Source organism: Gilliamella sp. B14384G10 (genome assembly GCF_016101685.1).
GTDB lineage: Bacteria > Pseudomonadota > Gammaproteobacteria > Enterobacterales > Orbaceae > Gilliamella > Gilliamella apis_A.
The window spans coordinates 261,801-288,100 of record NZ_JACFQA010000002.1 but is presented as its reverse complement, the minus strand read 5'-3'; the positions used below and the strand labels follow the sequence as shown (position 1 = coordinate 288,100).

The 26,300-nt window shown below is 31.6% G+C and carries 23 protein-coding genes, 2 tRNA genes and 1 pseudogene; 10 read left to right on the top strand and 16 right to left on the bottom strand.

The features are described 5' to 3' along the window. Nucleotides 1–7 precede the first annotated feature (7 nt). Nucleotides 8–748 carry an Imm52 family immunity protein gene (locus tag H3T54_RS05580; protein WP_198221364.1) on the bottom strand — a complete coding sequence of 247 codons (741 nt, stop codon included), beginning with the start codon at nucleotides 746–748 and terminating at the stop codon, nucleotides 8–10. 518 nt (nucleotides 749–1,266) lie between these two features. Here H3T54_RS05580 and H3T54_RS05575 point away from each other — a divergent pair. Genes H3T54_RS05575 through H3T54_RS05560 form a run of 4 tightly spaced genes read left to right on the top strand, consistent with a single transcriptional unit; the run spans nucleotide 1,267 to nucleotide 5,628 of the window. Beyond that, nucleotides 1,267–2,154 (top strand): substrate-binding domain-containing protein, encoded by an 888-nt coding sequence (locus tag H3T54_RS05575; RefSeq protein ID WP_198199847.1) that lies wholly within the window; start codon nucleotides 1,267–1,269, stop codon nucleotides 2,152–2,154. Nucleotides 2,155–2,205: 51 nt separating this feature from the next. After that, the gene (locus H3T54_RS05570; protein ID WP_198199849.1) at nucleotides 2,206–3,699 is read left to right on the top strand and encodes a sugar ABC transporter ATP-binding protein; all 1,494 of its coding nucleotides are present in this window, start codon (nucleotides 2,206–2,208) and stop codon (nucleotides 3,697–3,699) included. Continuing rightward, nucleotides 3,696–4,679: an ABC transporter permease gene (locus H3T54_RS05565; RefSeq protein ID WP_198221362.1), complete on the top strand. Its 984-nt coding sequence runs from the start codon at nucleotides 3,696–3,698 to the stop codon at nucleotides 4,677–4,679. Before H3T54_RS05570 ends, H3T54_RS05565 begins: the two co-directional genes overlap by 4 nt. A gap of 16 nt (nucleotides 4,680–4,695) precedes the next feature. Continuing rightward, complete coding sequence (locus H3T54_RS05560) at nucleotides 4,696–5,628, top strand: sugar kinase (RefSeq protein WP_198221360.1); 933 nt, start codon at nucleotides 4,696–4,698, stop codon at nucleotides 5,626–5,628. A gap of 354 nt (nucleotides 5,629–5,982) precedes the next feature. On the opposite strand, the gene H3T54_RS05555 is transcribed toward H3T54_RS05560, so the two are convergent. Then, nucleotides 5,983–6,804, bottom strand: coding sequence for a DeoR/GlpR family DNA-binding transcription regulator (locus tag H3T54_RS05555; protein WP_198221358.1), 822 nt, complete (start codon nucleotides 6,802–6,804; stop codon nucleotides 5,983–5,985). A 309-nt stretch (nucleotides 6,805–7,113) separates the two neighbouring features. Here H3T54_RS05555 and H3T54_RS05550 point away from each other — a divergent pair, with 309 nt between their 5' ends. After that, on the top strand, nucleotides 7,114–7,539 hold the full coding sequence (locus H3T54_RS05550; RefSeq protein ID WP_198221356.1) for a hypothetical protein: 426 nt from the start codon (nucleotides 7,114–7,116) through the stop codon (nucleotides 7,537–7,539). Nucleotides 7,540–7,751: 212 nt separating this feature from the next. Here H3T54_RS05550 and H3T54_RS05545 read toward each other — a convergent pair whose 3' ends face one another. Next, on the bottom strand, nucleotides 7,752–8,960 hold the full coding sequence (locus H3T54_RS05545; protein WP_110447888.1) for an MFS transporter: 1,209 nt from the start codon (nucleotides 8,958–8,960) through the stop codon (nucleotides 7,752–7,754). A 138-nt stretch (nucleotides 8,961–9,098) separates the two neighbouring features. On the opposite strand from H3T54_RS05545, the gene H3T54_RS05540 reads away from it, so the two are divergent. Next, nucleotides 9,099–10,010, top strand: a complete 912-nt coding sequence (locus tag H3T54_RS05540) for a helix-turn-helix transcriptional regulator (protein WP_110447887.1) — start codon at nucleotides 9,099–9,101, stop codon at nucleotides 10,008–10,010. 63 nt (nucleotides 10,011–10,073) lie between these two features. On the opposite strand, the gene H3T54_RS05535 is transcribed toward H3T54_RS05540, so the two are convergent. Further along, nucleotides 10,074–12,290 (bottom strand): TonB-dependent receptor, encoded by a 2,217-nt coding sequence (locus H3T54_RS05535; protein WP_110447886.1) that lies wholly within the window; start codon nucleotides 12,288–12,290, stop codon nucleotides 10,074–10,076. A gap of 824 nt (nucleotides 12,291–13,114) precedes the next feature. Between H3T54_RS05535 and H3T54_RS12065 the strand changes: the two are divergent. The 3 genes and pseudogenes from H3T54_RS12065 to H3T54_RS05520 form a co-directional block, all read left to right on the top strand. Beyond that, nucleotides 13,115–13,436, top strand: a pseudogene (locus tag H3T54_RS12065) (carboxymuconolactone decarboxylase family protein); the annotation flags it as partial. A 269-nt stretch (nucleotides 13,437–13,705) separates the two neighbouring features. Then, entirely contained in the window at nucleotides 13,706–14,797 is a 1,092-nt protein-coding gene (locus H3T54_RS05525; protein ID WP_198221354.1) for a hypothetical protein, read from the top strand. Between the two features lie 207 nt (nucleotides 14,798–15,004). Then, nucleotides 15,005–15,235, top strand: coding sequence for a LysR substrate-binding domain-containing protein (locus tag H3T54_RS05520; RefSeq protein ID WP_110447884.1), 231 nt, complete (start codon nucleotides 15,005–15,007; stop codon nucleotides 15,233–15,235). A gap of 236 nt (nucleotides 15,236–15,471) precedes the next feature. Here the strand turns inward: H3T54_RS05520 and H3T54_RS05515 are convergent. The 12 genes from H3T54_RS05515 to sbcB all read right to left on the bottom strand — a co-directional run bounded on the left by H3T54_RS05515 (nucleotide 15,472) and on the right by sbcB (nucleotide 25,021). Next, nucleotides 15,472–15,547: transfer RNA gene (locus H3T54_RS05515), tRNA-Gly, on the bottom strand. Nucleotides 15,548–15,564: 17 nt separating this feature from the next. Then, nucleotides 15,565–15,652: transfer RNA gene (locus tag H3T54_RS05510), tRNA-Leu, on the bottom strand. Nucleotides 15,653–15,865: 213 nt separating this feature from the next. Then, a complete protein-coding gene (pgsA, locus tag H3T54_RS05505; RefSeq protein WP_110447883.1) occupies nucleotides 15,866–16,420 on the bottom strand; it encodes a CDP-diacylglycerol--glycerol-3-phosphate 3-phosphatidyltransferase in 555 nt (184 codons plus the stop codon). 107 nt (nucleotides 16,421–16,527) lie between these two features. After that, entirely contained in the window at nucleotides 16,528–18,363 is a 1,836-nt protein-coding gene (uvrC, locus tag H3T54_RS05500; RefSeq protein ID WP_198221352.1) for an excinuclease ABC subunit UvrC, read from the bottom strand. Nucleotide 18,364: 1 nt separating this feature from the next. Further along, on the bottom strand, nucleotides 18,365–19,042 hold the full coding sequence (gene artM / locus H3T54_RS05495; RefSeq protein ID WP_086354161.1) for an arginine ABC transporter permease ArtM: 678 nt from the start codon (nucleotides 19,040–19,042) through the stop codon (nucleotides 18,365–18,367). 9 nt (nucleotides 19,043–19,051) lie between these two features. Further along, entirely contained in the window at nucleotides 19,052–19,828 is a 777-nt protein-coding gene (gene artQ, locus H3T54_RS05490) for an arginine ABC transporter permease ArtQ (RefSeq protein ID WP_216819478.1), read from the bottom strand. An 83-nt stretch (nucleotides 19,829–19,911) separates the two neighbouring features. Then, nucleotides 19,912–20,646 carry a transporter substrate-binding domain-containing protein gene (locus H3T54_RS05485; RefSeq protein ID WP_086360009.1) on the bottom strand — a complete coding sequence of 245 codons (735 nt, stop codon included), beginning with the start codon at nucleotides 20,644–20,646 and terminating at the stop codon, nucleotides 19,912–19,914. A gap of 29 nt (nucleotides 20,647–20,675) precedes the next feature. Further along, nucleotides 20,676–21,404 (bottom strand): arginine ABC transporter ATP-binding protein ArtP, encoded by a 729-nt coding sequence (artP, locus tag H3T54_RS05480; RefSeq protein ID WP_086360008.1) that lies wholly within the window; start codon nucleotides 21,402–21,404, stop codon nucleotides 20,676–20,678. 298 nt (nucleotides 21,405–21,702) lie between these two features. Next, a complete protein-coding gene (locus H3T54_RS05475) occupies nucleotides 21,703–22,350 on the bottom strand; it encodes a vancomycin high temperature exclusion protein (RefSeq protein ID WP_110447880.1) in 648 nt (215 codons plus the stop codon). A 1-nt stretch (nucleotide 22,351) separates the two neighbouring features. After that, nucleotides 22,352–23,041 (bottom strand): CidB/LrgB family autolysis modulator, encoded by a 690-nt coding sequence (locus tag H3T54_RS05470; RefSeq protein WP_198221350.1) that lies wholly within the window; start codon nucleotides 23,039–23,041, stop codon nucleotides 22,352–22,354. Continuing rightward, on the bottom strand, nucleotides 23,038–23,481 hold the full coding sequence (locus H3T54_RS05465; protein WP_110447878.1) for a CidA/LrgA family protein: 444 nt from the start codon (nucleotides 23,479–23,481) through the stop codon (nucleotides 23,038–23,040). The genes H3T54_RS05470 and H3T54_RS05465 overlap by 4 nt, the downstream gene beginning before the upstream one ends. A 106-nt stretch (nucleotides 23,482–23,587) precedes the next feature. Further along, nucleotides 23,588–25,021 (bottom strand): exodeoxyribonuclease I, encoded by a 1,434-nt coding sequence (sbcB, locus tag H3T54_RS05460; RefSeq protein ID WP_198221348.1) that lies wholly within the window; start codon nucleotides 25,019–25,021, stop codon nucleotides 23,588–23,590. Between the two features lie 425 nt (nucleotides 25,022–25,446). On the opposite strand from sbcB, the gene H3T54_RS05455 reads away from it, so the two are divergent. Continuing rightward, on the top strand, nucleotides 25,447–25,839 hold the full coding sequence (locus H3T54_RS05455; protein WP_110447876.1) for a hypothetical protein: 393 nt from the start codon (nucleotides 25,447–25,449) through the stop codon (nucleotides 25,837–25,839). Nucleotides 25,840–26,300: the final 461 nt, after the last annotated feature.

Sequence of the window (26,300 nt, the reverse complement as noted above, 5' to 3'; positions counted from 1 at the left end):
TCATAGATTATAAATCGTGTTTCATTGGTAAAAGATCTGCTTCTCGCAATTTCAATTCCACACTATACATAGTTTTAATATCATTAATATTTTGTCTATTAGGAAAATGATCGAATAAAACAATGACAGTACCAACATGGGTATTCTCTTTTATAATTGGTATTAATTGATAAACTTCTGGATAATCCTTATGTTGTAGTGGACTAGGTATGTAAGCCATTAAAGATAAGTTTATGCGTGGAGGAAAGATATAAATTGAACTAGGAATTTCTCTACTATTCATAGTAATAAAGTTATGGCTAAATTTTTGCGCTAATCCAGTTATAAACGATGCCATTTTATCAATAATTTGTTTACTTTCAGGTAAATTAAAATAGAAACCAACGGAAGATTCACCCGCCTGAAAACCTTCGATAGCTTTGTATCCGGAATAGGACATCAGATTACAATTAGATAATTTTTGACTATCGGCAAAAAAAAATAAAACACTGCCTCTTGTGTCGATTTGTTTACAAGCACGCGATAGTTTTTTTAATCCATATTCGGTAAATCCTTCAGGACTATAAATTAAAGCTTTGGGCTTACCTTTGGCTGTACTTCGATCTGGGTACCAATGGGCATTGTCATCTATACAGTATTGATAAATATTTAATATGTCATGTAGTTGTTGATTAAGATCGGTAAATACAATTTGCTGCATTCTGGGAAGATGAATTTTAATATCAAATTGCGTCTTGTTTATTTCCATGTAAACATCCTTATTTTTTATCTTTCATTTTTACAAATTAATCATAACATTATTTATCATTAAAAATGAAAGTAGTTTTACTTATCATTTTTTAAGTTTGATAAGCTAAGATTTGACGATTGAATCGTTTTAATTAGGTTTAGATAGATTGATTTGTCTGTTTCGAATTAAGTTTGTCGTAGTCAATATTGATGTTGCTAGCTTACTTTTAAATCTTCTATAAATAACGATTAACTTTTAAAATGAAAATATATTTTTATATTTTTGCTTTTATTTTGAAAATTTGAGAGCTTCGTCACAATAAAATTTGTTTCAAAAACTATACTAATAATACGTAGCGTAAAGTTACGAATATTGCAGTAAATAGAGAAAAATTATGGTTTCAAATCTTTTTAAAAATATTTTTCTTTGTATTGTATTTTGATAGTTGCATGATGATAAAGAATAAAAGATTGGATGATTTATTCTTTCTTTCCTATAAGGTTAATTATCATGCTTAAAATTAAGGAGCTCTTTCTATGAAAAAAATATCTAAACTCTTTTTTGTGTGTTTTCTATTTTTTTTCACTTTCGGCGCACATGCTAAGCAATATCATATAGGTGTTTCATTATTAACCCAACAACATCCTTTTTATATCTCATTAGCAGATGCTATAAAACAAAAAGCTCAACAGGAAAATGTTGATTTATCACTATCTATCGCTAGCCAAGATCTTAATAAACAAATTTCAGACATTGAAGATTTTATTATTAAAAAAGTGGATTTAATTATTTTATCACCAGTTGATTCAAAAGGTGTACAAGCTGCGATTATGAAAGCTGAAAAGGCGAATATTCCAGTTATTACTGTTGATGTTCCTGCCGTTGGCGTCAAAGTCGTTAGTCATATTGCGACCAACAATTATGCTGGTGGTGTTACTGCCGGTGAGTTAATGGGGCAATTATTAAACGGTAAAGGAACGGTTGGTGTTATTGATTATCCAATGGTGCAATCAGTTGTTGATCGTGTTGATGGATTTAAAGAAGGATTGTCTAAAACTCCAGACGTGAAAATAGTGTCTATTCAAACCGGAATTACCCGTGCAGAAGCGCTTGTTGTTGCACAAAATATGTTACAAGCATACCCAGACTTAAATGGAATTTTTGGTTTTGGTGATGATGCTGCATTATCAGCGGTTATCGCGGCGAAATCTGTTAAAAATAATGATATAAAAATCATTGGTTTTGATGGCATGGATGAAGCAAGAAAAGCTGTAGATAAAGAAAAAACATTCGTAGCTGTAATCCAACAATATCCAAATAAGTTAGGTGAAATCGCTGTAGCTACTGCAATTGACTACTTAAATGGTAAAAAAGTCGATGAAGTAATCCCAGTCACTCCTGGCGTATATACAGGAAAAAAATAATTCACAATAAGGGATAGGGTAATATCTATCCCTTCCACAAGGAATCAACTAATGAATAATATCATATTATCTGTGGATTCTATTGCCAAAAATTTTGGTCCGATTCAAGCTTTGAAAAATGTTAGTTTAGACATCTACCAAGGTAGAGTTCATACGCTATTGGGCGAAAATGGCGCAGGAAAATCTACATTAATGAAAATCCTAGCCGGTATTTATCCGCCAAGTAGTGGAACAATTACCTATCAAGGCAATGTTATCACTATAAAGAATCCAACAGAATCAAGAAAGATAGGGATTGCTATAGTTTTCCAAGAATTGAGTTTAAGTAATAACCTAACGATTGCTCAGAATATTTATGCCAATAATGAACCAAATAAATATGGCATTATTTCTGATAATCAAATGATTAAAAATTGTAATGCATTATTTGCGGAGTATGGAATCAAATTAAATCCAACACAAATTGTCGGAACCATGTCTATGGCGCAACGGCAATTGGTTGAAATTGCAAAAGCACTTAGTTATGACGCGAAAGTATTAATTATGGATGAACCAACTTCGTCATTAAGTGATAATGAAGCAGAACTACTCTTCAATATAATAGAAAAACTTAAACAAAAAGATGTTGCAATTATATATATTTCGCATCGAATGGATGAGATCATGCGTATCTCTGATGATATTTCAGTTATGCGTGATGGCGAGTATATTGCCACCCACCAAAAAAACGAAACCACCATAGATCAGCTGATTGCTGAAATGGTTGGCCGTGAAGTACAAAATATTTATCCACCAAAATTACCACACCAAATTCAGGAAGATCCGCCTTTATTAGAAGTTAGAAACTTAGATCATTTTAGAGAATTCAAGAATATTAGCTTTAAGGTGCATTCTGGTGAAGTAGTTGGTTTTTTTGGTTTAGTTGGTGCTGGTCGGTCAGAAGTGATGAAAGCATTGTTTGGGGTAACTAAATACCAAGGTGAAATTTTTATTTCAGGTAAAAAAGTCAATATTAATTCACCAACTCAAGCCATTGAACATGGCCTTGCTTTTGTTACCGAAAATCGTAAAGAAGAAGGCTTGGTTTTGATGCATGATGTTCATTCAAATATTAATCATATTGCCTTTCAATATGAGCCATCATTTATCATCAATAATAGAAAAGAATTATTAAATTCGACTAAATATATAAAGAAGATGGCTATCAAAACCAATAATCCATTCCAAGTAACCGGTAGTTTAAGTGGTGGTAACCAACAAAAAATCGTTATTGCCAAATGGTTAGTGAAGCCACCTAAAATTTTGATTTTAGACGAACCCACTCGGGGAATTGATATCGGTGCCAAATTGGAAATTTATAAATTAATAAGAGAACTATCATCAAAAGGTACTGCAATCATTATGATCTCATCAGAACTACCCGAGGTGATGTCTATTAGTGATCGTTTATTTGTTATGCGTAATAAAAAAATTGTAAAGGAATTTAATACTGAAGGGTTAACTCAACCAGAAGTAATGAATATAGCAACAGGAGCATGTGCATGAATACAAAAGAAAATACCTCGATGAATAATAGTAATTTTAAAGAATCTATTTTTAAAGTATTCCGTCAATATGGTGGAATTGTTATCGGGCTAATTGCTTTATTCATTCTGTTTTCATTTATGAATAGAAACTTTTTAACTAGTACCAATATTATGAATATCGTCTTGCAAGTATCGATTATTGCGATTACGGCATTTGGTATGACATATGTATTGTTGCTTGGCGATATCGATTTATCCGTCGGTTCAACTATAGCGTTAACTGGCACATTAGCGGCACTTGCTTTACTTTGGGGATTGCCATTTTATCTTGCCATAGTTATAGCTTTGTTACTTTCAATTGCGGTTGGTTTTATCAATGGTAGTTTAACGGCACTTGCTGGTATTCCATCGTTTATTGTGACTGTAGCAACTATGGGGATTTTCCGTGGGATTGCTTATATCATTACAGATGGTAAACCAGAAATGATTATGGATGATGTATTTCTTGAATTAGGTAATGGTGATATTTTTTCAATACCGAATCCAATATGGGTGCTATTAATATTGTTATTAGTCAATCATTTCATCTTATCTAAAACGACATTTGGTCGAAAAATTTATATCACTGGTGGCAACAAAGAAGCCGCTGTATATTCAGGAATTAATGTTAAAAAATTAAAAATACAAGTTTTCATGATAACTGCATTAATGGCAGGGATTAGTGGATTATTGTTAGCATCAAGACTTTATTCAGGCCAACCAAGTACTGCGCAAGGTTATGAATTAGATGCTATTGCTTCAGCTGTTTTGGGAGGAACAAGCTTAAATGGCGGTCACGGCACAATTATTGGAACAATGATAGGCGCTCTAATCATCGGTGTTATTAATAACGGCATGAACTTGATGAACATTCCTTATTTTTATCAACTAGTTGTTAAAGGATTAGTCATTCTATTAGCTGTATATATTGATGTTCGTAATAAGAAAAACAGAGTTTAAATGGAGTTGAATTAATATGAAAAAAATATTTACACTAGGTGAAATTGTTGTCGAAATTATGGCTAACCAAAAAGGGCAATTATTTACACATGATGGACTATGGAAGGGCCCATTTGCCAGTGGTGCTCCAGCAATTTTTATCGATCAAGTGGCGAAATTAGATGAACCAGCAGCGATGATAAGTTGTGTTGGTAATGATGGCTTTGGTGAGTTAAATATAAAAAAACTGGCTGATGATGGTGTTGATATCTCTCATATTAAAGTTATGGATGACCAAACTACGGGAAGCGCATTTGTAACTTATCATGAGGATGGTAGTCGGGATTTTATTTTTAATATAAAAAATGCTGCTTGTGCTCTGATTAATGAAGACATGGTTAGTCAAAAGATTTTAGAAGATTGCGATCATCTACATATAATGGGATCTTCGCTGTTTTCTAAACAAATTCTTGATACCGCTAAGAAAGCTATAGCAATAGTTAAACAAAATAAAGGTATCATTTCCTTTGATCCTAATATCCGTAAGGAAATGTTAAATCTGCCAGGCGTTAAAGAGGCGCTGTTAGCAATATTACAGCAAACCGATATTTACTTACCAAGTGAAAGTGAAGTCACACTGTTAGCCGATACGGATAATGAGAAGCAAGCGATCGATTATTTTTTAAATAATGGTATATCTTCTATTGTTATAAAAAAAGGTAACAAGGGCGCGAGTTATTATTCGGCAAATGAATCTTTTGATGTGCAACCTCATTTAGTTACCGAAATAGATCCGACTGGTGCAGGGGATTGTTTTGGTGGTGCATATGTCGCTTTAATTCATAAAGGGTTTTCAGCCAAAAAAGCCTTAACTTATGCTAATGCTTGCGGTGCGTTGGCGGTGACAAAACAAGGACCAATGCAAGGTACGTCAACATTAGAGCAGATTGAAAAATTCCTACAAAAATAGTTGATTTCAATCATGATTAAGCCCCTAATTAGGGGCTTTTTTTATTAAATTTGCCATAAAAAACATTACATTATTTAAAATTTTCAATAATTTTTTATATATTGTTTTATGCCTTCAGAAATCAATAATATTGAAAATAGCGATTTAAATTTTTGCTTATTTGTGTGACGTTGTCACTAATTTTAAGGCAAATCTTAACTAGAATTAGCTTACAATATTAAATAAAAAATCTAGTTAAATAATAGTTGATATTATACTATTCAAAGTGTTGTTAATTATAGAAAAATCAATAGTATAGTTTTATTCTAACTATTTATTTGGTAAATATTTATAAACATAAATTGTGAATTAATTTTATTTTTTCATTGAGTTTTGATAAATAACGCTATCTTTATTAACACTAGATTGTTTAAATGAACAATTAGTTATCTGCTGATGATATTCTGCCATTGTTGAGTTAGAAAGAATGATGACATCAATTTGCTGAAGTGAAGCAAATCCAAAAGTATCATTTTCTTCCATTCGACTGGGGAGAAGGGCGATGCGACAATTAGCGTTGTTTAATAATAATTGATAACCTTCCATCAATTGACTATTCGATATTGCAATTTCATCATCGGTATTGATTGCCTCTATTTCAAATATTACGGTAGATAACTCATATTTTACTAATAGAGTTTGCACATCATTTTTATCAAAATTAGTATATTTTTGATTAAATACTCCACCAATTAACACGATTTCACCTTGAATATAATCTTTTGCTAACATAGCGAAGCTTAAATCATTAACGATCAAAGTGAGATTTTTTTTATTATATAAATATGGTATGAGTTTTCTGGTTATTTTACCATTTAATAAACATAGCGTATCGCCATCATTGATGAATGATAAACATCGCATAATCAAACTAATATCAGAGTAAGCGTTTTGGGCTTCATTGTTTGATTCTTGATGGGATTTATCAAAACTATCTTTAGGTTGTAAATATATGGCTCCACCAAAGGATCGTTTAAGATAACCTTGTTGTTCTAAATAATTTAAATCTTGTCGTATAGTGACACCAGATACATTTAATAATTCAGATAATTCATCAACTTTCACTTCACCTTGCTTTCTAACTATTTCGGCAATATCTAATCGTCTTTTTAACAGTGAAGTATTTCCTTTAGCCAATTTTATTTACCTCTTTAAAAATTATGTGTTAATGAACTATACAAAAACAGATGATTAAATACTTGTGCAAATAAAATTTAAAGTTGAGATATCTTGCACGTTACTAAATCAGAAATAATCTTTATTAATATCAGTATAATGAATTTGTTGATTATAATGATGCATACATAAAAATAATATAAAGCAGATTATTTCACTTATATTATTACTAAATTGAAAGATTAAATATATATTTAGCTTTATTATCTGCTTTATTTTGTATAAATGGTGAGCTAACATTAGTTAGAAGCTAATAAAAGTGAATGCGTTATGATTAAAAAATTAACCAATATACAAATTCATAACAATACAATCATCATTGATGGCCATGAAAGTAAGATTCATGTTGATGGAACTTGCTTAGAGGCGGCTCTACTAGTAAATGACAATTATATTTTGTTATTTGTTACTTTTGATTGTCCATTTGAAGAAATTTTAGCTATTTATTTATTAGATTTACAACAAAATCGAATAATTGATAAAGCGAAAATATATCAAATGTATTATACAGATTTTTTTAGTGATTTAGTGATTCTTTCAGAAAATAGGATTTCTTTTGATTTTCTGATCAAAGGTGGTTGGACATTAGAATTATTTGATAAACCGAAAAAATCGCTAACGTATTTATTTCCAACATTATTGGTGAAGCGACCATTTTCATTAACGAGATACTTTAGTATAAAAAATAATGTTTAATACGATTCAAAACTTTATATGATTGATATCGTCATTTAACTAATATTTTAATTAAATCAATTTATTAATTATTTTGGTGTAAAAATTAGTAGAGTAAGTTGTAATACATTTTTATCATTAATCAAACAATAATTTAAAGTTATGTATCAATAGATTAAAACGTACTGTTATACTCAAGAGACTGTACAAAGATATCAAAAAATTACAACTTATTATTTATTTCTAATCATTAAGTTAATAACAATTATACTTATTAGCGCCAATAAAAAGGCAATGAGATAATTAAAGTATTCAGCGATTGTCATTGAAATTGAGGAACCGATTATTTCAGAGAATAATAAGCTACTTTGAAAAATAGCATAATCTGTAGCAGTTTGCTTTCCTTGTTTGGCAAAAATCATTGTAATGGTGTAAATACTAACATTAATCGTTCCAATACCAATACCTAAAATAGTCATCATAATGGTAGTCGTAATAGGATTAATATAGTCAGGCATATTGTAAAGTAAACACCAAAACAGAATTAGAAAAAAGAGTAGAGCAAAACCAATTTTTAGTGTTTGATAAGGTTGTTTAGTTTTTAATAAATAGGCTGCAATGGCACAACCTAAAAGCATGGTTAAATAACCACCAATACCTGTATAAATACCAACATCACTCACAGAGAACCCATGATCCAGTAAAATAAATTTAGTTGTGGTTAAAATTACCGAACCAGCAAAAGGTATCATGATCGCAAGAAATAGCATATGGTAAGCATTTTTTCGTTTAAAAAAATTGTGGATTCTTGCTCTGGAATTGGATCGCGAATTGTGGCCTAAATTAGGCTCTGTCCATATAGTGAGTTGTATAATCGATACAAAAATAATTACAACTAACAGTAAAATACTATAGGTTTTTCCTAAATAATCATAACAAACGGTTACTCCAGCCCCGCCAATAAGCATACCAGTAATATTGCCCATTACTTGAATACTATTTATCTGGCTAATAGTGTTGTTTTGCGATAAATCTGCTGCAAGCCCGTCAGTTGCAATATCGAGTGTTGCAGAAACGATACAAGAAAAGATGATTACTATAAGAAGATAAGTAGTGGTTTCTGATGTGAAAGGGGTGAAAGCAATAATGGTTATCAAAATTGCTAATAGACATTGCATTGGTAGTAACCAACTTTTTCGATAACCTATTTTAGTTATCCAGTGATTTTCGACTAACGGAGCCCATATAAATTTGATAACCCAAGGCAAACCCGCTAGTGGAATCATTGCTATCACGGCTAACGAAACACCTGAATCACGTAATAAGATAGGGTAGGCGTCAAAAGCTAATCCAACGGGAATACCTTGTATGATATAGAGTTGCGCAATAATAAATAAAAAATAACTTTTCTGCTTATAATAAGGAATGGTTTTATTATCCATGAAAATTTCTATATGTATATATAATAATTATCTTATTACATATTCTATACTCCTAAGCATTACAACTTATAAATAGTAGCTTTATTATGTTGTAAATGCAAATGATATTTGTTATCTTTTGCATTGTTTGGAGGATGTATGTGTTTTGATAATCAATTAACCAATAAAAATCTAAATTATAGCGGTAAAGGTCTATCATATATTGAGTTACAACCAGGCTTAGCTATATGTATTAACAGTGCTGCAGATCTAAATGCTGTGGATGTTAGTAAAACGTTTTCGAGTAGTGAAAATTGCTTATGCTTTAATTGCCAGTTACAAGGTAAATTGAGTGTACAGATTAAAGATAAGAAATTTGTAAGTAAAGAAGGCGATTTAACCTTTGGTTTCGCTGATGGTGAGATTTTTCATTTACAACATTCCAAGGATTTTTGCAATATTGAGGTTATGATAATGCCAAAATTATTGGATGTTTTAATTGGTGATATGGATTTTCAATTTTCTTGTTTAGATGAAAAGATCAATTTCTTTTTGCAGCATTATCAGATACAGCAAAACAAAAATGTATTATCTTGTGCTCGACAACTATTTTATTTAATGCAAAACACTGATTGTAAAATCACCAACCGTCTATTGTTATATGCCCATGTTTTAAAGTACTTAAATTGGTATTTTAAGTCTTTTGAACAACAATCTACTAAACATGAATTTACGCAATGGGAATATCAACAACTTAACCATGCTCGTAATTGTTTAATAAGTGATTTAACCTGTCCTCCTACTATCAATTGTTTAGCTAAACAAACAGGTCTCAATCAGAGTAAGTTAAAAAAAGGTTTCAAGCAGATTTTTGGTAAAAGTATTTATGCTTATTTTTTGGCAGAAAGGATGCATAAAGCTAAACAGTTATTAGCCGAATATAGTGTTACAGAAACGGCAATTATGATGGGTTATAGCAATATTAGTCATTTTAGTTCAGCATTTAGAAAACAGTTTGGGGTATTACCTAAAGAGATACGCCGCCAGTATTCGTCTAAGTTTCTCGAATAATGACGGCATGGTTAAGCTATTATTTAACTGATTTAAAGTGTATCCCTTTAAAATTAAGTATTGTTAATAGTTATAAATAAAACCAACTCCTAAAGTTCGGCCTCTACCAGGCGAACCAATTGTTGCATCAGGGCCATCATGAGACAGTGCTGGAATATGATATCCCCATAAATCGTAGGATTTATTTAGTAGATTGTCACCCCACACATAAAACTCAGCATTTTCTGTTTTGACAGCAATTCGAGCATCAAGTTTGTTATAAGCTTTTAAGCCAAATTTATTTTGCACATCAGCTTGGCGAGAACCAATATAACGATCAGTTATTTGCGTTTCTAATGATATTCCTGAAGCTAAATTTAGTGGTATAGAGTGTAGAATGGTTAAGTTAGCATTCCAATGAGATGTATCCGGCACTTCGTTATGTTTTTTTACATGAGCTAAACTTTTGTTAGGCGTACCGACTATTTTAGCATTGGTGTAACCTATGCCACCTGAAAAGTCTAAATTTCCTGGTGCCTTCCAAAAACCATCTAGCTCTACACCATAACTTCGGATATCATAATTTTCAACCACAGAAACAAACGTCGCTGGATTATAAGCCATTAGATGTTCACGTTTAGTATCGTTATAAAAGAATGCCGTGTTTAATCCTACCGTATTATTTTCAGTTTTTAACCCTATTTCATAAGCGTTTACATACGCTGATTTATAGGCTTGATCTGAACGACCAATAGTAGCAAAATCCGTACCTTCATCATTGAAACCACCTGTTTTATATCCTCTTGAGTAAAGACCATACAGGGTAGCATAATCATTAAGTAAAAAATTCAAACCTAATCGGCCAGTAGTAAAGTTATCGGTTATCTTTTGCTTATCAAAAGCCATGGTTGGTTTATCTTTATTATTTTCAGCATAAATTGAGTTAGCTAGCCATTTTGCATGATAATTCTTCTTTTCGTAAGATTGACGAAGACCTGCTGTTAATTTGAGTTTTTCGGTAACAGGGTAGGTGACTTCACCAAACACTCCGACATTATCTGTTTCGAACTGTCTTCTAATGTTAGCATTCAATGCATTACTTGGATAAAACACATCCATAACATCATAAGTATTTCTATGACGATCATTGGTATAGTAGTTTATACCTGCTACCCAAAATATTGGTGCTTCAGGTTTAGATGAAATTCTAAATTCTTGAGTGAAAAGATCTTCTTTGGTTAAATAAGACCAATTAGATGGTGGTGACATACCGCTCAAATGGTGGTATAACCTACCTTCATAAATTGGTGATCTTCTGTCACTTTTGCTATACGAATAACCGGTAATAGAACTCAATAAGCTATTATCCAACTCATGTTCCACTTTTAAATTGAAACGATAAATATTTTTGTCATTCTTGTCACTGCTATTTGGAATGTCAATCTTAGGGTGATGTCCATATGGGCGCATCATATACATATCGTCCATACCCATAGCTTCTTCTATTTCGGTAATAAATGAGATAGAAGTGAGTTCTGAAGCTTCCCATAATAATGTGCCTCTAGCGATTTTATTTCTAAGAATACTCACCGGTTTATGGTCATTAACATTTTCTAGAATGCTATCTGCTTCATCATAACGGACAGCAAATCGAGCACTTAATTGATCGGATAAAGGGCCACTGATGACGCCTTCGGTTAATATTTGATTATTTTGTCCGAATTCGGTTCTAAAAGCTGATTCAAAATAGCGAGTTGGTTTTTTCGAAATAACGTTGATAGCACCAGCCTCGCTATTTCGGCCAAATAATGTCCCTTGCGGGCCTTTTAATACTTCGACACGTTGAACATCAAGTAAATTTAAGGTCGTATTACTTTTTGATTGTGGCATCCCATCCACGTTAATACTAACCGAGCTGTCATCGCCACTCATAGGTAATACAGAACCGACACCACGCATTCGAATAGATTTCGCTGCCCCCATATTACTAATTACTTGTACACCGACAGTATCATTTAAAGCTTTTTCTAAAGTGGTCTCCCGCCGGTCAACCAGTTTTTTGTCGTCAACAATATTGACCGTAAATGGAATATCCTTGGCTGACTCTTTTACATGTCTAGCAGTAACTATCAATTGTTCTACTTGATCACTATCGTCTTTTTTTTCAGCTGTATCTGCCATTGTGTTAAACGATAAACATAAAATACCGGCCATTAACCACGGTGAACCAATAATGCTTTTGTTAGAACAAACTAATGCTTTATTAGTTATTTTATTGGTAAAAACTAATTTGTATCTCATATTATTTTCCTAAATTCAACCATAACCTACATAATCAATAGGGAATACTTTTGGTAAATTAATAAATGATTATTAAATGTGCTAGCTAGTAGCATCATTAACATATTTAATTAAGAATGATTATCATTTATAATGTAAATGTTTTGCTAGCAAAGGACTCCCCATATTGGGCAAAAATAACCGAATCAGTTCTAAATTCTTTTAAATTTAATTTTTTTTTAATTAATAAATTAATTTTTAAGGGAAAATATATTTGATACTCTTTAAATATTTAACGATATTAAGAATATTATTTAACTAATTCGTATTAGGTAATATTGTAAAGTAAGTGATTTGTATTCACTATAAATGGCGGATAGTGGATAATTTTGCTAATTAATTTGCAATGAAATTGGTTGGGGAATAAGTTAGTTTGAGTTCTAGTGTTCTATTAGTCTATTTTTATAGAGAGTGGAATATGGCTACCCGTTATTTTCAATTTACTTATAATTGAAGATAATGTTTTAATATTTTTGTGTTAATAAAAAGATGAAAATCCTAACTATGGATAGCGAGAATATAACTTAATTAATCCATAATTTTTTTAAGAAATTAGATATTGATAGTTAGGCAGAATACGAAATTAGGCGATTAAAGACCGAAGAGAGAAAATGAACAAACTGTAATTAACTGAAAAGATTTATTGATAATAATTGTTTTCCTCAGTTATTTCTTCATTAAGATAATTATTCATTATGATTAAAAGAGAACAATATCTTATTGAAATCTCCAAATTTGTTAGATTTTTTAATTTGATTTTTTCATAATACAAAATAAAAGAAAAAATTAAGAACAAAGTAACAGCGGGAAGAGATGTACTAGGCGAATTCGTTCCTAAGTTTGCTGAGCTTAATGATGTTATATTATTTGGCGAAGTTTGGTCTAGAGAAAAAGAGCTCTCAGCAAGAGATAGAAGTTTAGTCACAGTTACGGCATTACTTGCCAGTAGTATCTTAGATAGTTCTTTACAATTTCATTTGCAGATTGCAAAAAAATAACGGTATCACTAAGCAAAAAATAGCAGAAATTTTAACTCATGTAGCATTTTACGTTGGTTGGCCTAAAGCATGGGCTGCGTTTCGTATAGCAAAAGAGATTTGGAAAGATTAGTTTTTACTACAGAATTACAAAGAAATTGTAAAATAAACTTGAATAAGATAATTAAATCCATTTTTTAGAAAAGATAGTGTTGAATTAATATGTATTGAATACTATTCGTATTTATATCATTACTGACCTGTTAAATTTGAAATAAAAGGTTAAAATAGCAAATAATATTTACTATGAAATTATGTAATGCCACAATTTAAACAATGCTGATACATTGATATACCAACGAATAAGTGGATTGCGTTCTAAAAGACTAAGAACACAAAATGAAAGATAATTGCCAATTTATTACTAATAAATTTTATCGATATGACTACATTCCCTATGGACATACTGATTGTTATCGTATTATTACCAATGAGGGAGTTTATTTTTTTTATAAAAACCAATTTATCGATGTAAGTGTCTTAGATAAATTAAATGAAGGCGATGTTATCCATATTGCTTCTCACGCACTTAATGATGGCACTTTTTGGCTCCACTGGTTAGTTTCATGGAAAGGAGACTTGGCTATTCGTAATAAATTACATTGTGCTTTCCCTCATCCTTCTACATTAATTTTACCATTTTTGATCTTGATAGGATTTTGGCTGGATCTTCAATTTATAACACTATTTTTAGCCACTGGGTTGTTTCTAATTTTGATATGGTGTATTTGTTCAACGCTATTTCGTTTAATAAATTTGGTTTTACCTAAACAATTTTTTTTACGTCAGCGATATCATAAATTAAAAAAAGGCGATCTTAGTTTTATGAAAACCTCGTTTTTAGAACATCGTAAAACCGTTAATTGTTCATCAACAGACTTACCTGTATATGAAGGAATTGCAACTAATATAGATAGACAATTAATTTATCGATCGGAACGAAGGAAAATATTATTTGATTTTAGCGGTGTTAGACTATTTTTCGATGAACTTGCTTTAGATAATGATCATATACCGGTTGTTTATTCTTTTTGCCATCCGACGTTTATTGCATCAGGAGATAAACTCAGTTTAATATTTGAAAATAATAAAATACATGGGATTATTAATCATACCGATGGTTCAAGCTATTTAATTCCTCATTGTATTTGGATAAGTAAACAAAAAGCGAAAACGTTATTACGTAATTGGTATTTTTATACTATTTTTGCCCCAATTGCATTTTTATTATTACAGATAATTATATATCCAATTAAAGAGTTTGATTTTATAATGAATGGTTTTTTATGGATAATATCGGGAGCACAAATTATTCCTTTACTCCTGTTACTATTTTATACACTATTTTCATATCTTAATGATCGTTCCTATGCCAAACGAGTTTTAAAATGGTTATATCAAACCACAGGACATTGGCCGAAAGAGCTCTGAATAACAACAACTAAGCCAATATAGTTAAGATGAATTAATCTATAATTTTCGGCATGGTCTACCATTATTCAAAAATTATATACTTCATGTATGCTAAGGTTATAGTCACATCTGTAAAACGCTGTATATGGGCAAAATAATTCTTGAAAACAGTGAATTATAAGAATAAATACTAATGTGGTTCTTTGATTACATAAAACACAGTTGATGATAAATGCTTCTAAGCAGGATTTAGGTATTTGTTTTGTTTCTGAGCAATTTGTTCATGATGAGATTCAGAATGGAGAGTTAATTCCAATTTTAACCGAGTGGGTTGGTATCCCTCGTCCAGTTTATGTGATGGTTAGAGATAGATGCTATATCCCTAATAGAGTAAAAATATTTAAACAATATATAGAGCAATACATTAAAGATGAAAATGTTAATTATCAAATTTAACATCTTAAATATATCCATCTGACACTTTAATTATAAAGGTTAATTGCAGTATGTTATTTATTATCTAGGTGGACATTGTATGCTTTCATAGTATAAAGATATTTATAAATACAATGTCTATAAAGCAATAGATATAACTGTATTTTTTTGTGGCTCTATATGATTTTATACTACTAAGTGAAATATATAGTTTATCATAGATAATAGTATGTTATGAACATCGATTGAATTTAAATTGGAGCGGGAAACGAGGTTCGAACTCGCGACCTCAACCTTGGCAAGGTTGCGCTCTACCAACTGAGCTATTCCCGCATGAGAAGTGTTTTAAATGGTGCCCGGGGCGAGACTTGAACTCGCACGGCCAAAAAGGCCGAGGGATTTTAAATCCCTTGTGTCTACCGATTTCACCACCCGGGCTCAAAACTTAGTACCGAAGGGTAACTGCGCTTTGGATGCTGTGCATTTTACCTATCTTATCATTTCAGTCAATAAAAATTTTAAATTAATCGTTTGATTGCTCAATGTTTGACTGATTCGAGGTTAAATTGCTCTATTTTTTCGTTTTTAACTAAAGTGCAATGCTATTTTTTTAATTTGAATATTTAGACATTACACATCAAATTTATTATGTTAATCGTTATCTAATAAATCGACTTGAGCAACCCATAAATATTGAATCATCGATAATAGGGTTAATACTGTAGCAATAAACAAGGCTGCAAGTCCGGCATAAATAACTAGATCGCAAGGTCTCCAAAGTAACCATGTTAATGCAGTCATTTGAGCAATAGTTTTTATTTTACCAATTGATGAGACGGCAACATTATTTCGTTTACCAATTTCAGCCATCCACTCTCTTAATGCTGAAATGATGATCTCTCGAGAGACGATGATGATTGCTGGAATAGAAATCCACCATGTTTGATAATATTGGGTTATTAAAACTAAAGCGATAGTGACCATAATTTTATCGGCAACAGGATCTAAAAAGGCACCAAATTTAGTAGTTTGGCCTAATCGACGAGCGAGGTAACCATCAAAAACATCTGTTACTGCAGCTATTAAGAATATTAATGATGAAAAAAAGCCAGACCATTCATGAGGAAATAGATAAAATGCCAACACAAAAAAAGGAATAAGTATTACTCGAAATAATGTTAAAAATGTAGGTAAGTTGATTTTCATGTGACATTAGCTCATTTTGTTTTATTAATCAATTGGTTAGTGATAATTAAAAAAACAGTGTTTTCTTACTGATTATGTTGCCTGAAAAATGTTAATTTTTCAATGTGTTATTGCTGTAAATTTAGATAAATTTTTTCAGCTAGCGATTTGGATATGCCTTGTACTTGGGCTATTTCATCTATACTAGCATTTTTTAGCTCTCTAAGTCCGCCAAAATGTTTTAATAATGCTTGGCGTCTTTTTCCGCCAACGCCTTCTATATGTTCTAATGCACTATCAGTTAATTGTTTAACACCTTTTTTACGCTGACCTACAATCGCATGGTCATGTGATGCGTTACGGATTTGTTGAATTAATAATAGAGCAGGGGAATGATCATCTAAATAATAACCTTTACCATGGGCTTCAAAGAAGAGTGTTTCTAAACCTTCTTTACGCTCAGCACCTTTAGCCACCCCGATTAAAATAGGATGATGTTTATCCCAGTTTACCTGTAACTTCTCAAATACTTGTAAAGCTTGATTAAGTTGTCCTTTACCACCATCAATAAAGATAATATCAGGGATTTTATCTTCAGGGAGATCTTTTTTACTATAACGGCGAGTTAATACCTGTTCCATTGCTGCATAGTCATCACCTGGGGTGATACCGCTAATATTATAGCGACGGAATTCAGATTTAACCGGTCCTTTATCATCAAACACAACACAAGAAGCGATAGTGTTTTTGCCCATAAAATGGCTGATATCAAAACATTCCATTCTATTGATTTTCTCAATACCCAAAAAGGCTTTTAAAGCATCATATCTTTGTTTAATGGTTGAGTTTTCTAATAGTTTATTTTTAACTTCCGTTTGAGCGTTAACTGTTGCAATATTTAATAATTTAAGATTATCACCTTTTGGTTCATCAACTAATTTAACGTGATGTTCGGCGACGATGGATAAAGTTTCTTCCATCGCTTGTTTATCTGACAACGAAAAATTCAGAAGAATTTTCTTTGGAATATTCCTGTTTTGATTACCTTGTAGATAAAATTGTCCTAAAAATGTCTCAATAACTTCTTCAAGTTCAGTGTTAGAGGGAACTTTAGGAAAATAAGAACGATGGCCAAATGTTTGTCCATTACGGATAAAAAGTACATAAATACAAGCTAGGCCGAGTTCATAATGAAAACCAATTACATCTAAATTATCATTATTATTGTAGATAGCTTGTTTTTCATTAATGTGTTTGATTGCTTGTAACTGATCACGTAGCGCTGCTGCTTTTTCAAAATTAAGCTCACTACTAGCTTTCAACATATCAGCAGTGATTTTTTTTAAGATTTCATCTGACTGTCCAGATAAAAATAATCTAACATAATTCACTTGTTCATTGTAATCTTCATCGCTGACTAAACCCGGTACACAAGGGCCTAAACAACGCTTAATTTGGTACTGCAAACAAGGACGTGTTCGATTACGATAAGTACTATTAAGACATTGCCTTATCGGAAAGGTTTTTTGTAATAATGCAAGAATTTGTTTAACTGCATAGCCACTAGGGTAAGGGCCAAAAAACTCATCTTTTTTACGATTAACTGCTCCGCGGTATAAAGATAATTGTGGATGGCGTTCTTTACTTAATTTAATAAACGGATAGCTTTTGTCATCTTTAAGTAAAACATTATATCGTGGTTGATATTTTTTGATATAAGTCTGTTCAAGTAAAAGTGCTTCTGTTTCGGTATTGGTGATGGTAAATTCTACGCGATGAATATGACTCACCAATCGATCGGTTTTGATGGTTTTTTTACTACTATTAAAGTAACTTTTTAAACGATTATTGAGGTCTTTCGCTTTTCCCACATAAATGATGGTATCTTTATCATTAAACATTTGATAGATACCTGGTTTATGTGGGACAGTTTTTAAGAAAGATACAGAATCAAATTGGCTCATATTAGTTTTCAAAGGTGAGGGCTTTTTTCTCTATTATCCTCATAATGGTGCTTAAAATACCATTTATCAAGAGGTAGATAAGCCCTGCAACAACAAAAATTGAGAAGTCATAGTATTCACCATTTAGTGTATTACTATATCCCATAAGATCCATAACAGGAATCATTGATGCCAGTGCAGTTCCTTTAACCACGAAGACAACTTCATTAGAGTAAGTAGACAGTGCTCGTTTTAATGCATATGGCATTACAATTTTAAGTGTTTGTCTTTTATTCATGCCTAATGCACTACATGCTTGCCATTGTCCTTGTGGAACAGCTTTTAAAGCACCATAGAAAATTTGAGTAGTGTAAGCTGCACTATTAAGCGTTAATGCTAAATAAGCGCAAAACCATGGCGATGAAATAAATTCATAAAAAGCCGGTACTTTACTTAAAATTTCGCCAAATTGTGAAGGTCCATAATAGATTAAAAAAAGTTGTACCAATAAAGGTGAACCAGTAAAAATAACAATATAACCACGTATCGTTTTAGTTAAAAACTTCGAATTTAAAGATAAAAGACAAGAAAAAACGATAGCTAAAAAACCAGCTGATAATATGCCTGCAATACTTAAGCTTAAAGTATCAGGTAGACCTTGAAGAATGATTTTTAGATAGTAAATAAAATTATCAGACATAAAATGACCTTACTGACTATTAGCTGATGACGGTTGTTCAAATTTGGTAGAGCGTTTTTCAATACGAGAAATAACTCGTTGACTTAAAACTGATATCACTAAATAAACAAGCATAGCAATAAAATACCATAAGAAAGGTTGGTTGGTTCTTGCAACAATTGTTTTGGTTTGCATCATTAAATCATCAATCGCTATCGCAGATACAAGGGCGGTATCTTTTAATAAAATTAACCATTGATTACTCAAACCAGGTAATGCATGGCGCCACATTTGCGGCATTATTATGCGGAAAAAAGTACGAGATTTACTAAGGCCTAATACTTGAGCGGCTTGTTTTTGCCCACTTGGTATCGCTTTAAATGCTCCACGTAAAGTTTGAGATGCATAAACAGCATAAAGTAAGGATAAAGCAAAAACACCGCATAAAAATGGATCTGGCTGAGTATTTTCAATATTCATTTTTACGGTAAATGATGTAAAACCAAGTGGAATGGTAAAACCATCATCTAATGCCATCAATAACAGCGGTAAACCTGTATAGATTGCCACCACAATTAATAATTCAGGTAAAGCTCGAATAGTTAAATTAAATAGTGACATTAACCATGCAACAGGTTTGAAAGGAACTGATTCTAAAATAGTAAAAATGAACGCAAAAAACATGCCGACAATTAACGATACAAAAGCTAGTGATAACGTTATTGTGGTTGCTTTAGTTAGCGGCAAAATATACCCATCCATAGAAGAGAGTAACCAGTCGATACCGTGTGCAAAAAAGTCTGACATAAAAAAACCGTAATTAATTTAAAAAATAAACTCGCCGCAGAGTATGCGGCGAGATCTCAAAATACAGATTTTAGTAAATAATATTATTTACTAAACCATTTTTTATAGATAATATCTAATTCACCATTTGCTTTTAATTTATCAATTGCTTGGTTGAATTGTTCAAGTAATTGATCATTTCCTTGACGTAAAGCGATACCTAAGCCTTCACCAAAAAATTCATGATCGGTAATTTTGTCACCTAAAGCAACAATGTCAGCATCTTTACCTAACCATTCTCCAGCAACAAATGAGCTTGAGACAATGGCATCAATACGTTTTGCTTTTAAATCTAGAAAAGCAAATTGATAGCTGTCATAACTGACTGCTTTAACATCAGGGTACTTTTCATTTAAGTATTTTGAATAGGTCGTACCTTTCTGGATGCCAACTTTTTTACCTTTCAATTGATCAAGACTGGTTAAAGAGTCTTTTAAAGTAATGAATTGGATTGAGCTGTCGTCGTAGTAGATTTTAGTAAATGCGACTTGTTTTTGACGCTCTGGAGTAACATCAATACCTGCAATTGCTGCATCAATTCGGCGAGTTTTAAGGCTAGGAATTAAACCATCGAATGATTGGTTAACAATTTTGCAAGATACTTTCATTTCTTCACAAAGTTTATTCATAACATCGATATCGAAACCAACAATTTCATTTTTATCGTTAGTAAATTCGAATGGCGCATAAGTTGCTTCGGTACCAATAGTTAATGTTTCTGCTGCTTGAGCTGCAAAAGCAGATCCAGCAAATAAAATCGCTAGTAATGTTTTTTTCATATTTCCACCCAATCTGGTTTTAATTAATGTTAGTGTGATAGATAAGCTTTAAACTCTTCGGTTTTTGGATGAGCAAAACACTCAAGTTGTCCCTGCTCAATAATCTTACCTTGTTCCATGTAAATCACTTGTGAAGCAACTTTACGCGCAAAATCAACTTCATGAGTAACAATAATTTGTGTAATTCCGGTTTGTGACAGTTCATTAATAATCTCAGCAATTTGTGATGTAATTGCTGGATCTAATGCCGCTGTTGGTTCATCAAATAACAAAATTTTCGGTTCCATCATTAATGCTCTGGCAATAGCAACACGTTGCTGTTGACCACCAGAAAGATGGAGAGGGTAGCGATGCGCCATTTCATCAATTTGTAAACGAGCTAAAATTGACATTGCTTTATCACTAGCTTCTTTTTTCGATAATTTTAATACTTGGCATGGTGCTTCAATTAAATTTTCCAAAACAGTTAAATGTGGCCATAGGTTGTAATTTTGAAAAACCATGCCAACATTTTTGCGTAATGTCCGAATAGTGGATTCACTTATCTTTTGCGAAAAATCGAAATGTGAATCGGCAATCGTCATTTCACCTGATGTGGGAATTTCAAGTAAATTAAATACTTTCAACAAAGAACTTTTGCCTGCACCACTTTGACCAAGTAAAACAATTGTTTCACCCAAAGGGTAACATAAAGAGACGTCATTCAATGCCTGATGAGTACCATAAAAACAGTTAATATGGCTTAATTCAATATTCATTAGTATTAGGTAAATTATTTAAATTTTAATTGACTAAATATTACTTTTTTTTGCATAAAAATGCAATCTAAATTATTAGACAATCAATTTTATGATAGATTGTTAGCCAAAAAATATTAGTTTTAAATTTTTACTGCTTAGTTTCATATTCAATCAATGAGTTATAATTAAAAATATCTACTAGGCTGATATATTATGGTAGGAAAAGGCGACATTCAGTAATAGCTTAACCAATTCGCATCAATTAATAACTTAAAAAAACCCCTTTCCTCAAAATTTTTATAGGTTTTAAGTAAATTTAATCATTATTACTTATGATAGGGATAATAGGTCCAAGATATTTAGGTTTTTTATTCATTATATACAAATCAATAAAAGCACTAACACGAGCGAACATCTCGCGGATACGAACTAACTTCATGCTCTTTGGGGCAGGAACGGCAAAACACTGTGCTTGAATATCTTGCGCAAGAGCAATAAAAATGGCTCGTTCACAATGGAACTCTTGCGTAATTATAGTAAAATCATCAGCATTAAAAACTTTATTAGCCCGAACAACTGAATCGAAGGTTCTAAAACCAGCATAATCTAATACAATTGATTCTCTAGGAATACCAGCTTTAATCAAATCTTTTTGCATTGTGATTGGTTCATTATAATTTAAATGCGCATTATCACCACTGACTAATAAATAATCTACTTTTCCTTGCCAATATAGATCAATAGCGCCATCGATGCGATTGCGATAAAAGCCGTTTATACCACCACCTTTTACATATTTAGATGTACCTAATACTACACCAATTGTTCGATAGGGAAGTTTATTTTCATCATGATAAATGTAGGGGGCCGTTTTATAGCTTATCCAATAGTCGAGACTGAGTATTACCGTTATTAAAAACAATAGGAAGGTAATTAAATAAGTTATTAACTTTTTTAATATCATGCTAAAACCAATTTAAAATAAGTACCATTATTGGAAATAAAAATGGTGCTGTCAATGAAGTCATAATACCACATAGTACCAGTGATAAAGAGCTATAAGCTCCTTCATTATAATCTACTTCAATACAGCGAGCTGTACCAACAGCGTGTGATACAGCACCGATTGATAAACCTCTGGCAGAGGCTGTTTTGATTTTAGCCCAATTTAGCAATTGATGAGCAAAAATTCCTCCTAAAGTTCCAACAAGTATTACACATAATGCGGCAATAGATGGAACACCACCTTGATTTTCTGCGATAGTTACCGCTATGGCAGTGGTAACTGATTTAGGCAGTACCGAGGCGGCAATTTCATTACTACCTCCTAACCAAAATGCAATACAAACACCTGTCACCATAGAAGCAATTGAAGCGGTAAAGGTGATTATCATGATGGATTTCCAACGGGCTTTTATTTGTGGGATTAATTCATACAAAGGGTAAGCCAAAGCAACAACTGAATAAGGGAGTAAATCATTAATAATTTTGACGTTTTTTACATATTCAATATAACTAGTCTGTGTAATTAATAAAATAGGAATTAAAACAATAACCGAAATCACTAATGGATTAAATAGTGGATTTTTGATTTTAAAGGAAATTTTACGAATCACAAGAAAAACTAAAATAGTTAATGGTAACATCCATATCATGATTGTTTCCCCTTATTATCAGACGATTTTACCGCTGGTTTATGCAAATGCTCTGTAAGATATCCGGTTAAAAATAAGACAATAATTGAACCGCCAACACTGGCAAAAATAATCGGTACCCAATTAGCTAAAAGTAGTGAATAATTATCCATGATCCCCATTGCAGCAGGAATAAATAGCACAGTCATATAGCGCATAAAAAGATTGCAACTGTTTTTGATCCAACGCGTTGGTATAAGTTGAAATGCTAATAAAAAAAACAAGATTAATAGACCAATAATACTACCAGGGATCATGATTGGTAAGATTGCCGAAACAATATTACCAGCCCATAAACAGAGGGTTAAAATAATTAAGCCCCGACCATAACTAAATAGTGTGTAATATAAAGAATAAAGTCGATGCTTAATTGTTGCATGTTTGGCTAAAAAATGTTTCATAGTTTATATACTAATTGTCTTAAAATTAAATATTGACGGTATGTCCGTCGTTTAGAAAGGGCGGAGAACTAAAATCAGAAACATATAATACGCCCCTGTAATTCAATTATCCAACTAAATAATGACAATATTGGTAAAGTTGCTTTAATAAAGTGAGCTTTTCCGGTTTCTGTATATAAATTTCGGCTAGTTGTTCAAGTGATTGTAAATAATTTTGTATCTCAATGGTATTGAGTTTATCTCGACAGTGATCTTGCCAAATGCGTTGTTCTTGTTCGGTTAATGCTTGCGGATAATTTCTCGCTTTGTAGCGAAAGAATAATGTGGTTAATCGTGGATCATCGAAAGTGATTGATAAAGTTTCTAATAAATGAACTGGCGTGGTTCTTATAGTTTCACAACGTAATAGATCTTGACCATTTAAAAATCCACTATAAATTTGTGCATCAACATCACTGTTAACTGGATAATCATTATTGATACTAAATAGCTCACGCATTTTATCCTGTAATTTATTTTGGTTTTGTAGTAGTTTTTGTTGATTAATTAAACATTGTTGTTTATCTAAATTAAAACGCTTTGCGTTATCAGCTAATAATGTGCTTAATGGCGCAATAATTGGACATTTATTTATATGAATCAGTTTTAATGGAATACGCTGTTCGTCTAACTCAAGATCGGTTGTTTTGGTGTAAAGTTTTTCCTGAATAGTCTCGACTGGTAAATCAATAATTGAATCAATATCTCCAGTTAGATCACAGACTATAACTGCATTATTTTGCGTTGGATGCCATGCAATAGGGCAGACTAATGACATATTGCCTCTATGGCTACCTAACATTCCAGATACATGAACAATAGGTGTCATATTTACAACGTCAATAAGCTCGGCAACTCTGTTTTTGTTACGTAATGTATAGAAATAATTGAATAACTTTGGTTGGGTTTGTTTGATAAGTTTTGCCATAGCTATAGTTGCATAAACATCTGACATTGCATCATGGGCATGCTCGTGGGCTATATTATTTGCTTTAGTTAAATCTTCTAAACGAAAACTCGGTAAACCAGCATCATTAGTTGGCCAGTTAATACCTTCGGGTCTTAATGCATAACATGCTCTAACGACATCAAGCAGATCCCACCGTGAATTACCATTACGCCAACTATAAGAGTAAGGATCATAAAAATTACGATATAAAATATTGCGAGTCACTTCATCATCAAAACGAATGTTGTTATAACCTAAGATGCAAGTATTCGGTCGACTAAATTCTTGATGAATTAGTTTGCTGAATTCAGCTTCACATAACCCATTTTGATTTGCTTTTTGTGGTGTGATGCCGGTAATAAGTACAGCTTCAGGATTGGGTAAATAATCTTGCGCAATTTGGCTATAAATGACTAATGGTTTTTCAATAATATTAAAATCGCTATCTGTTCGAATGCCGGCAAATTGTGCTGGACGATCTAAAGCGGGGTTGATACCAAAAGTTTCGTAATCATGGAAGTAAAAAGTAGGCTGTATTTGATCGTTTTTCATTCCGTTATTTTGCTCTTAAGTTTTCATTTTAATTTCAATTGATTATATCATTATTTAGCTAATCTTATTTATGAACATTACAATGATGTAAGAATAGATAAATTCCAATAGTTAATCTTTAAACTGACTTTACTGTGAACTATAAAAATTTATTTTAATTAACTTTATTTATAATAATATTCAAAACAAAGGTTTTGTGATAATTTTATTAGAATAATTAATTTGTTACCCTGTCACAAATATAATGTTTTAATCATTACTAATCGAAAGATTGATAGGTTAATAAATAGCTAATGTGCTTTTTATCTTATTTTATTTTATATAATATTTGTTGTTATTAACTAATCATCTAAATTTATTTTATTTGTATTAGTATTGAACAAAGAGTTTAGAATCGTAAGAACAGTTAATTTGGATGAATAATTATGTTATTAGTTTATCTTCGAGATGATGTAGTGATTGATGGAAATATAAAATTATTTCATTTTATTTTTACCGAGATTAAAGTATCAGATGATGTTGTCAGTATCGAGTTTGTTCCTGATCTTATTGAAAAAAATGAACAAACTTCAGATATTGATAAGCGAAATAAAGGTATAGCTCACTACTTTGGTTTTTATTTCGAAGAAGATGATGATAAGGAATTAATACATACTTATTTTGATTCAGCTATAGAAGCACATGTTGATAGAAGTTTTTATGATATATTTATACGTTTAAGACCGTTTATGATTGAGCACTATAAAGGAAATGATGTTAATCTTGTTGATTTAGCTGAAGATGGATTTAATATAAAAATAACACATATCAAAAAATAGATTTATCATTATTTTATATAAAAATTGTATGAAAACTAAAAGCTAAGGACGACAGCAAGAACAACGTTCGATATTGAATTATCAGGAAAGCCTTTTATAAGGCTTTTTATTGTCTTTAAAGAAATTAGTCGCTTCTACCGATCAGGTCGGCTCCTTATATATTAATATCAATAGCAGTTTGTTTGATCACCGCTATTTTATCGATACTTAATTTAAATCTTTTATTTTTATACTACAATTTTCGCTACTATGTAGATTTATTTCAGCTCTAATTAAAACCAATTAAACCATCTTGATTTTTTAGTTAAATTATTGTTATAATTAAATTAAATTTATAAAAAAACAACCTTTTGGCTATATTGTAAGCTATCAAGCTTACTATTAGTAGCAGTAGTAGCAGTAGTAGCAGTAGTAGCAGTAGTAGCAGAATTAAAATAACTATTTCACTGTAATTCTTCTTA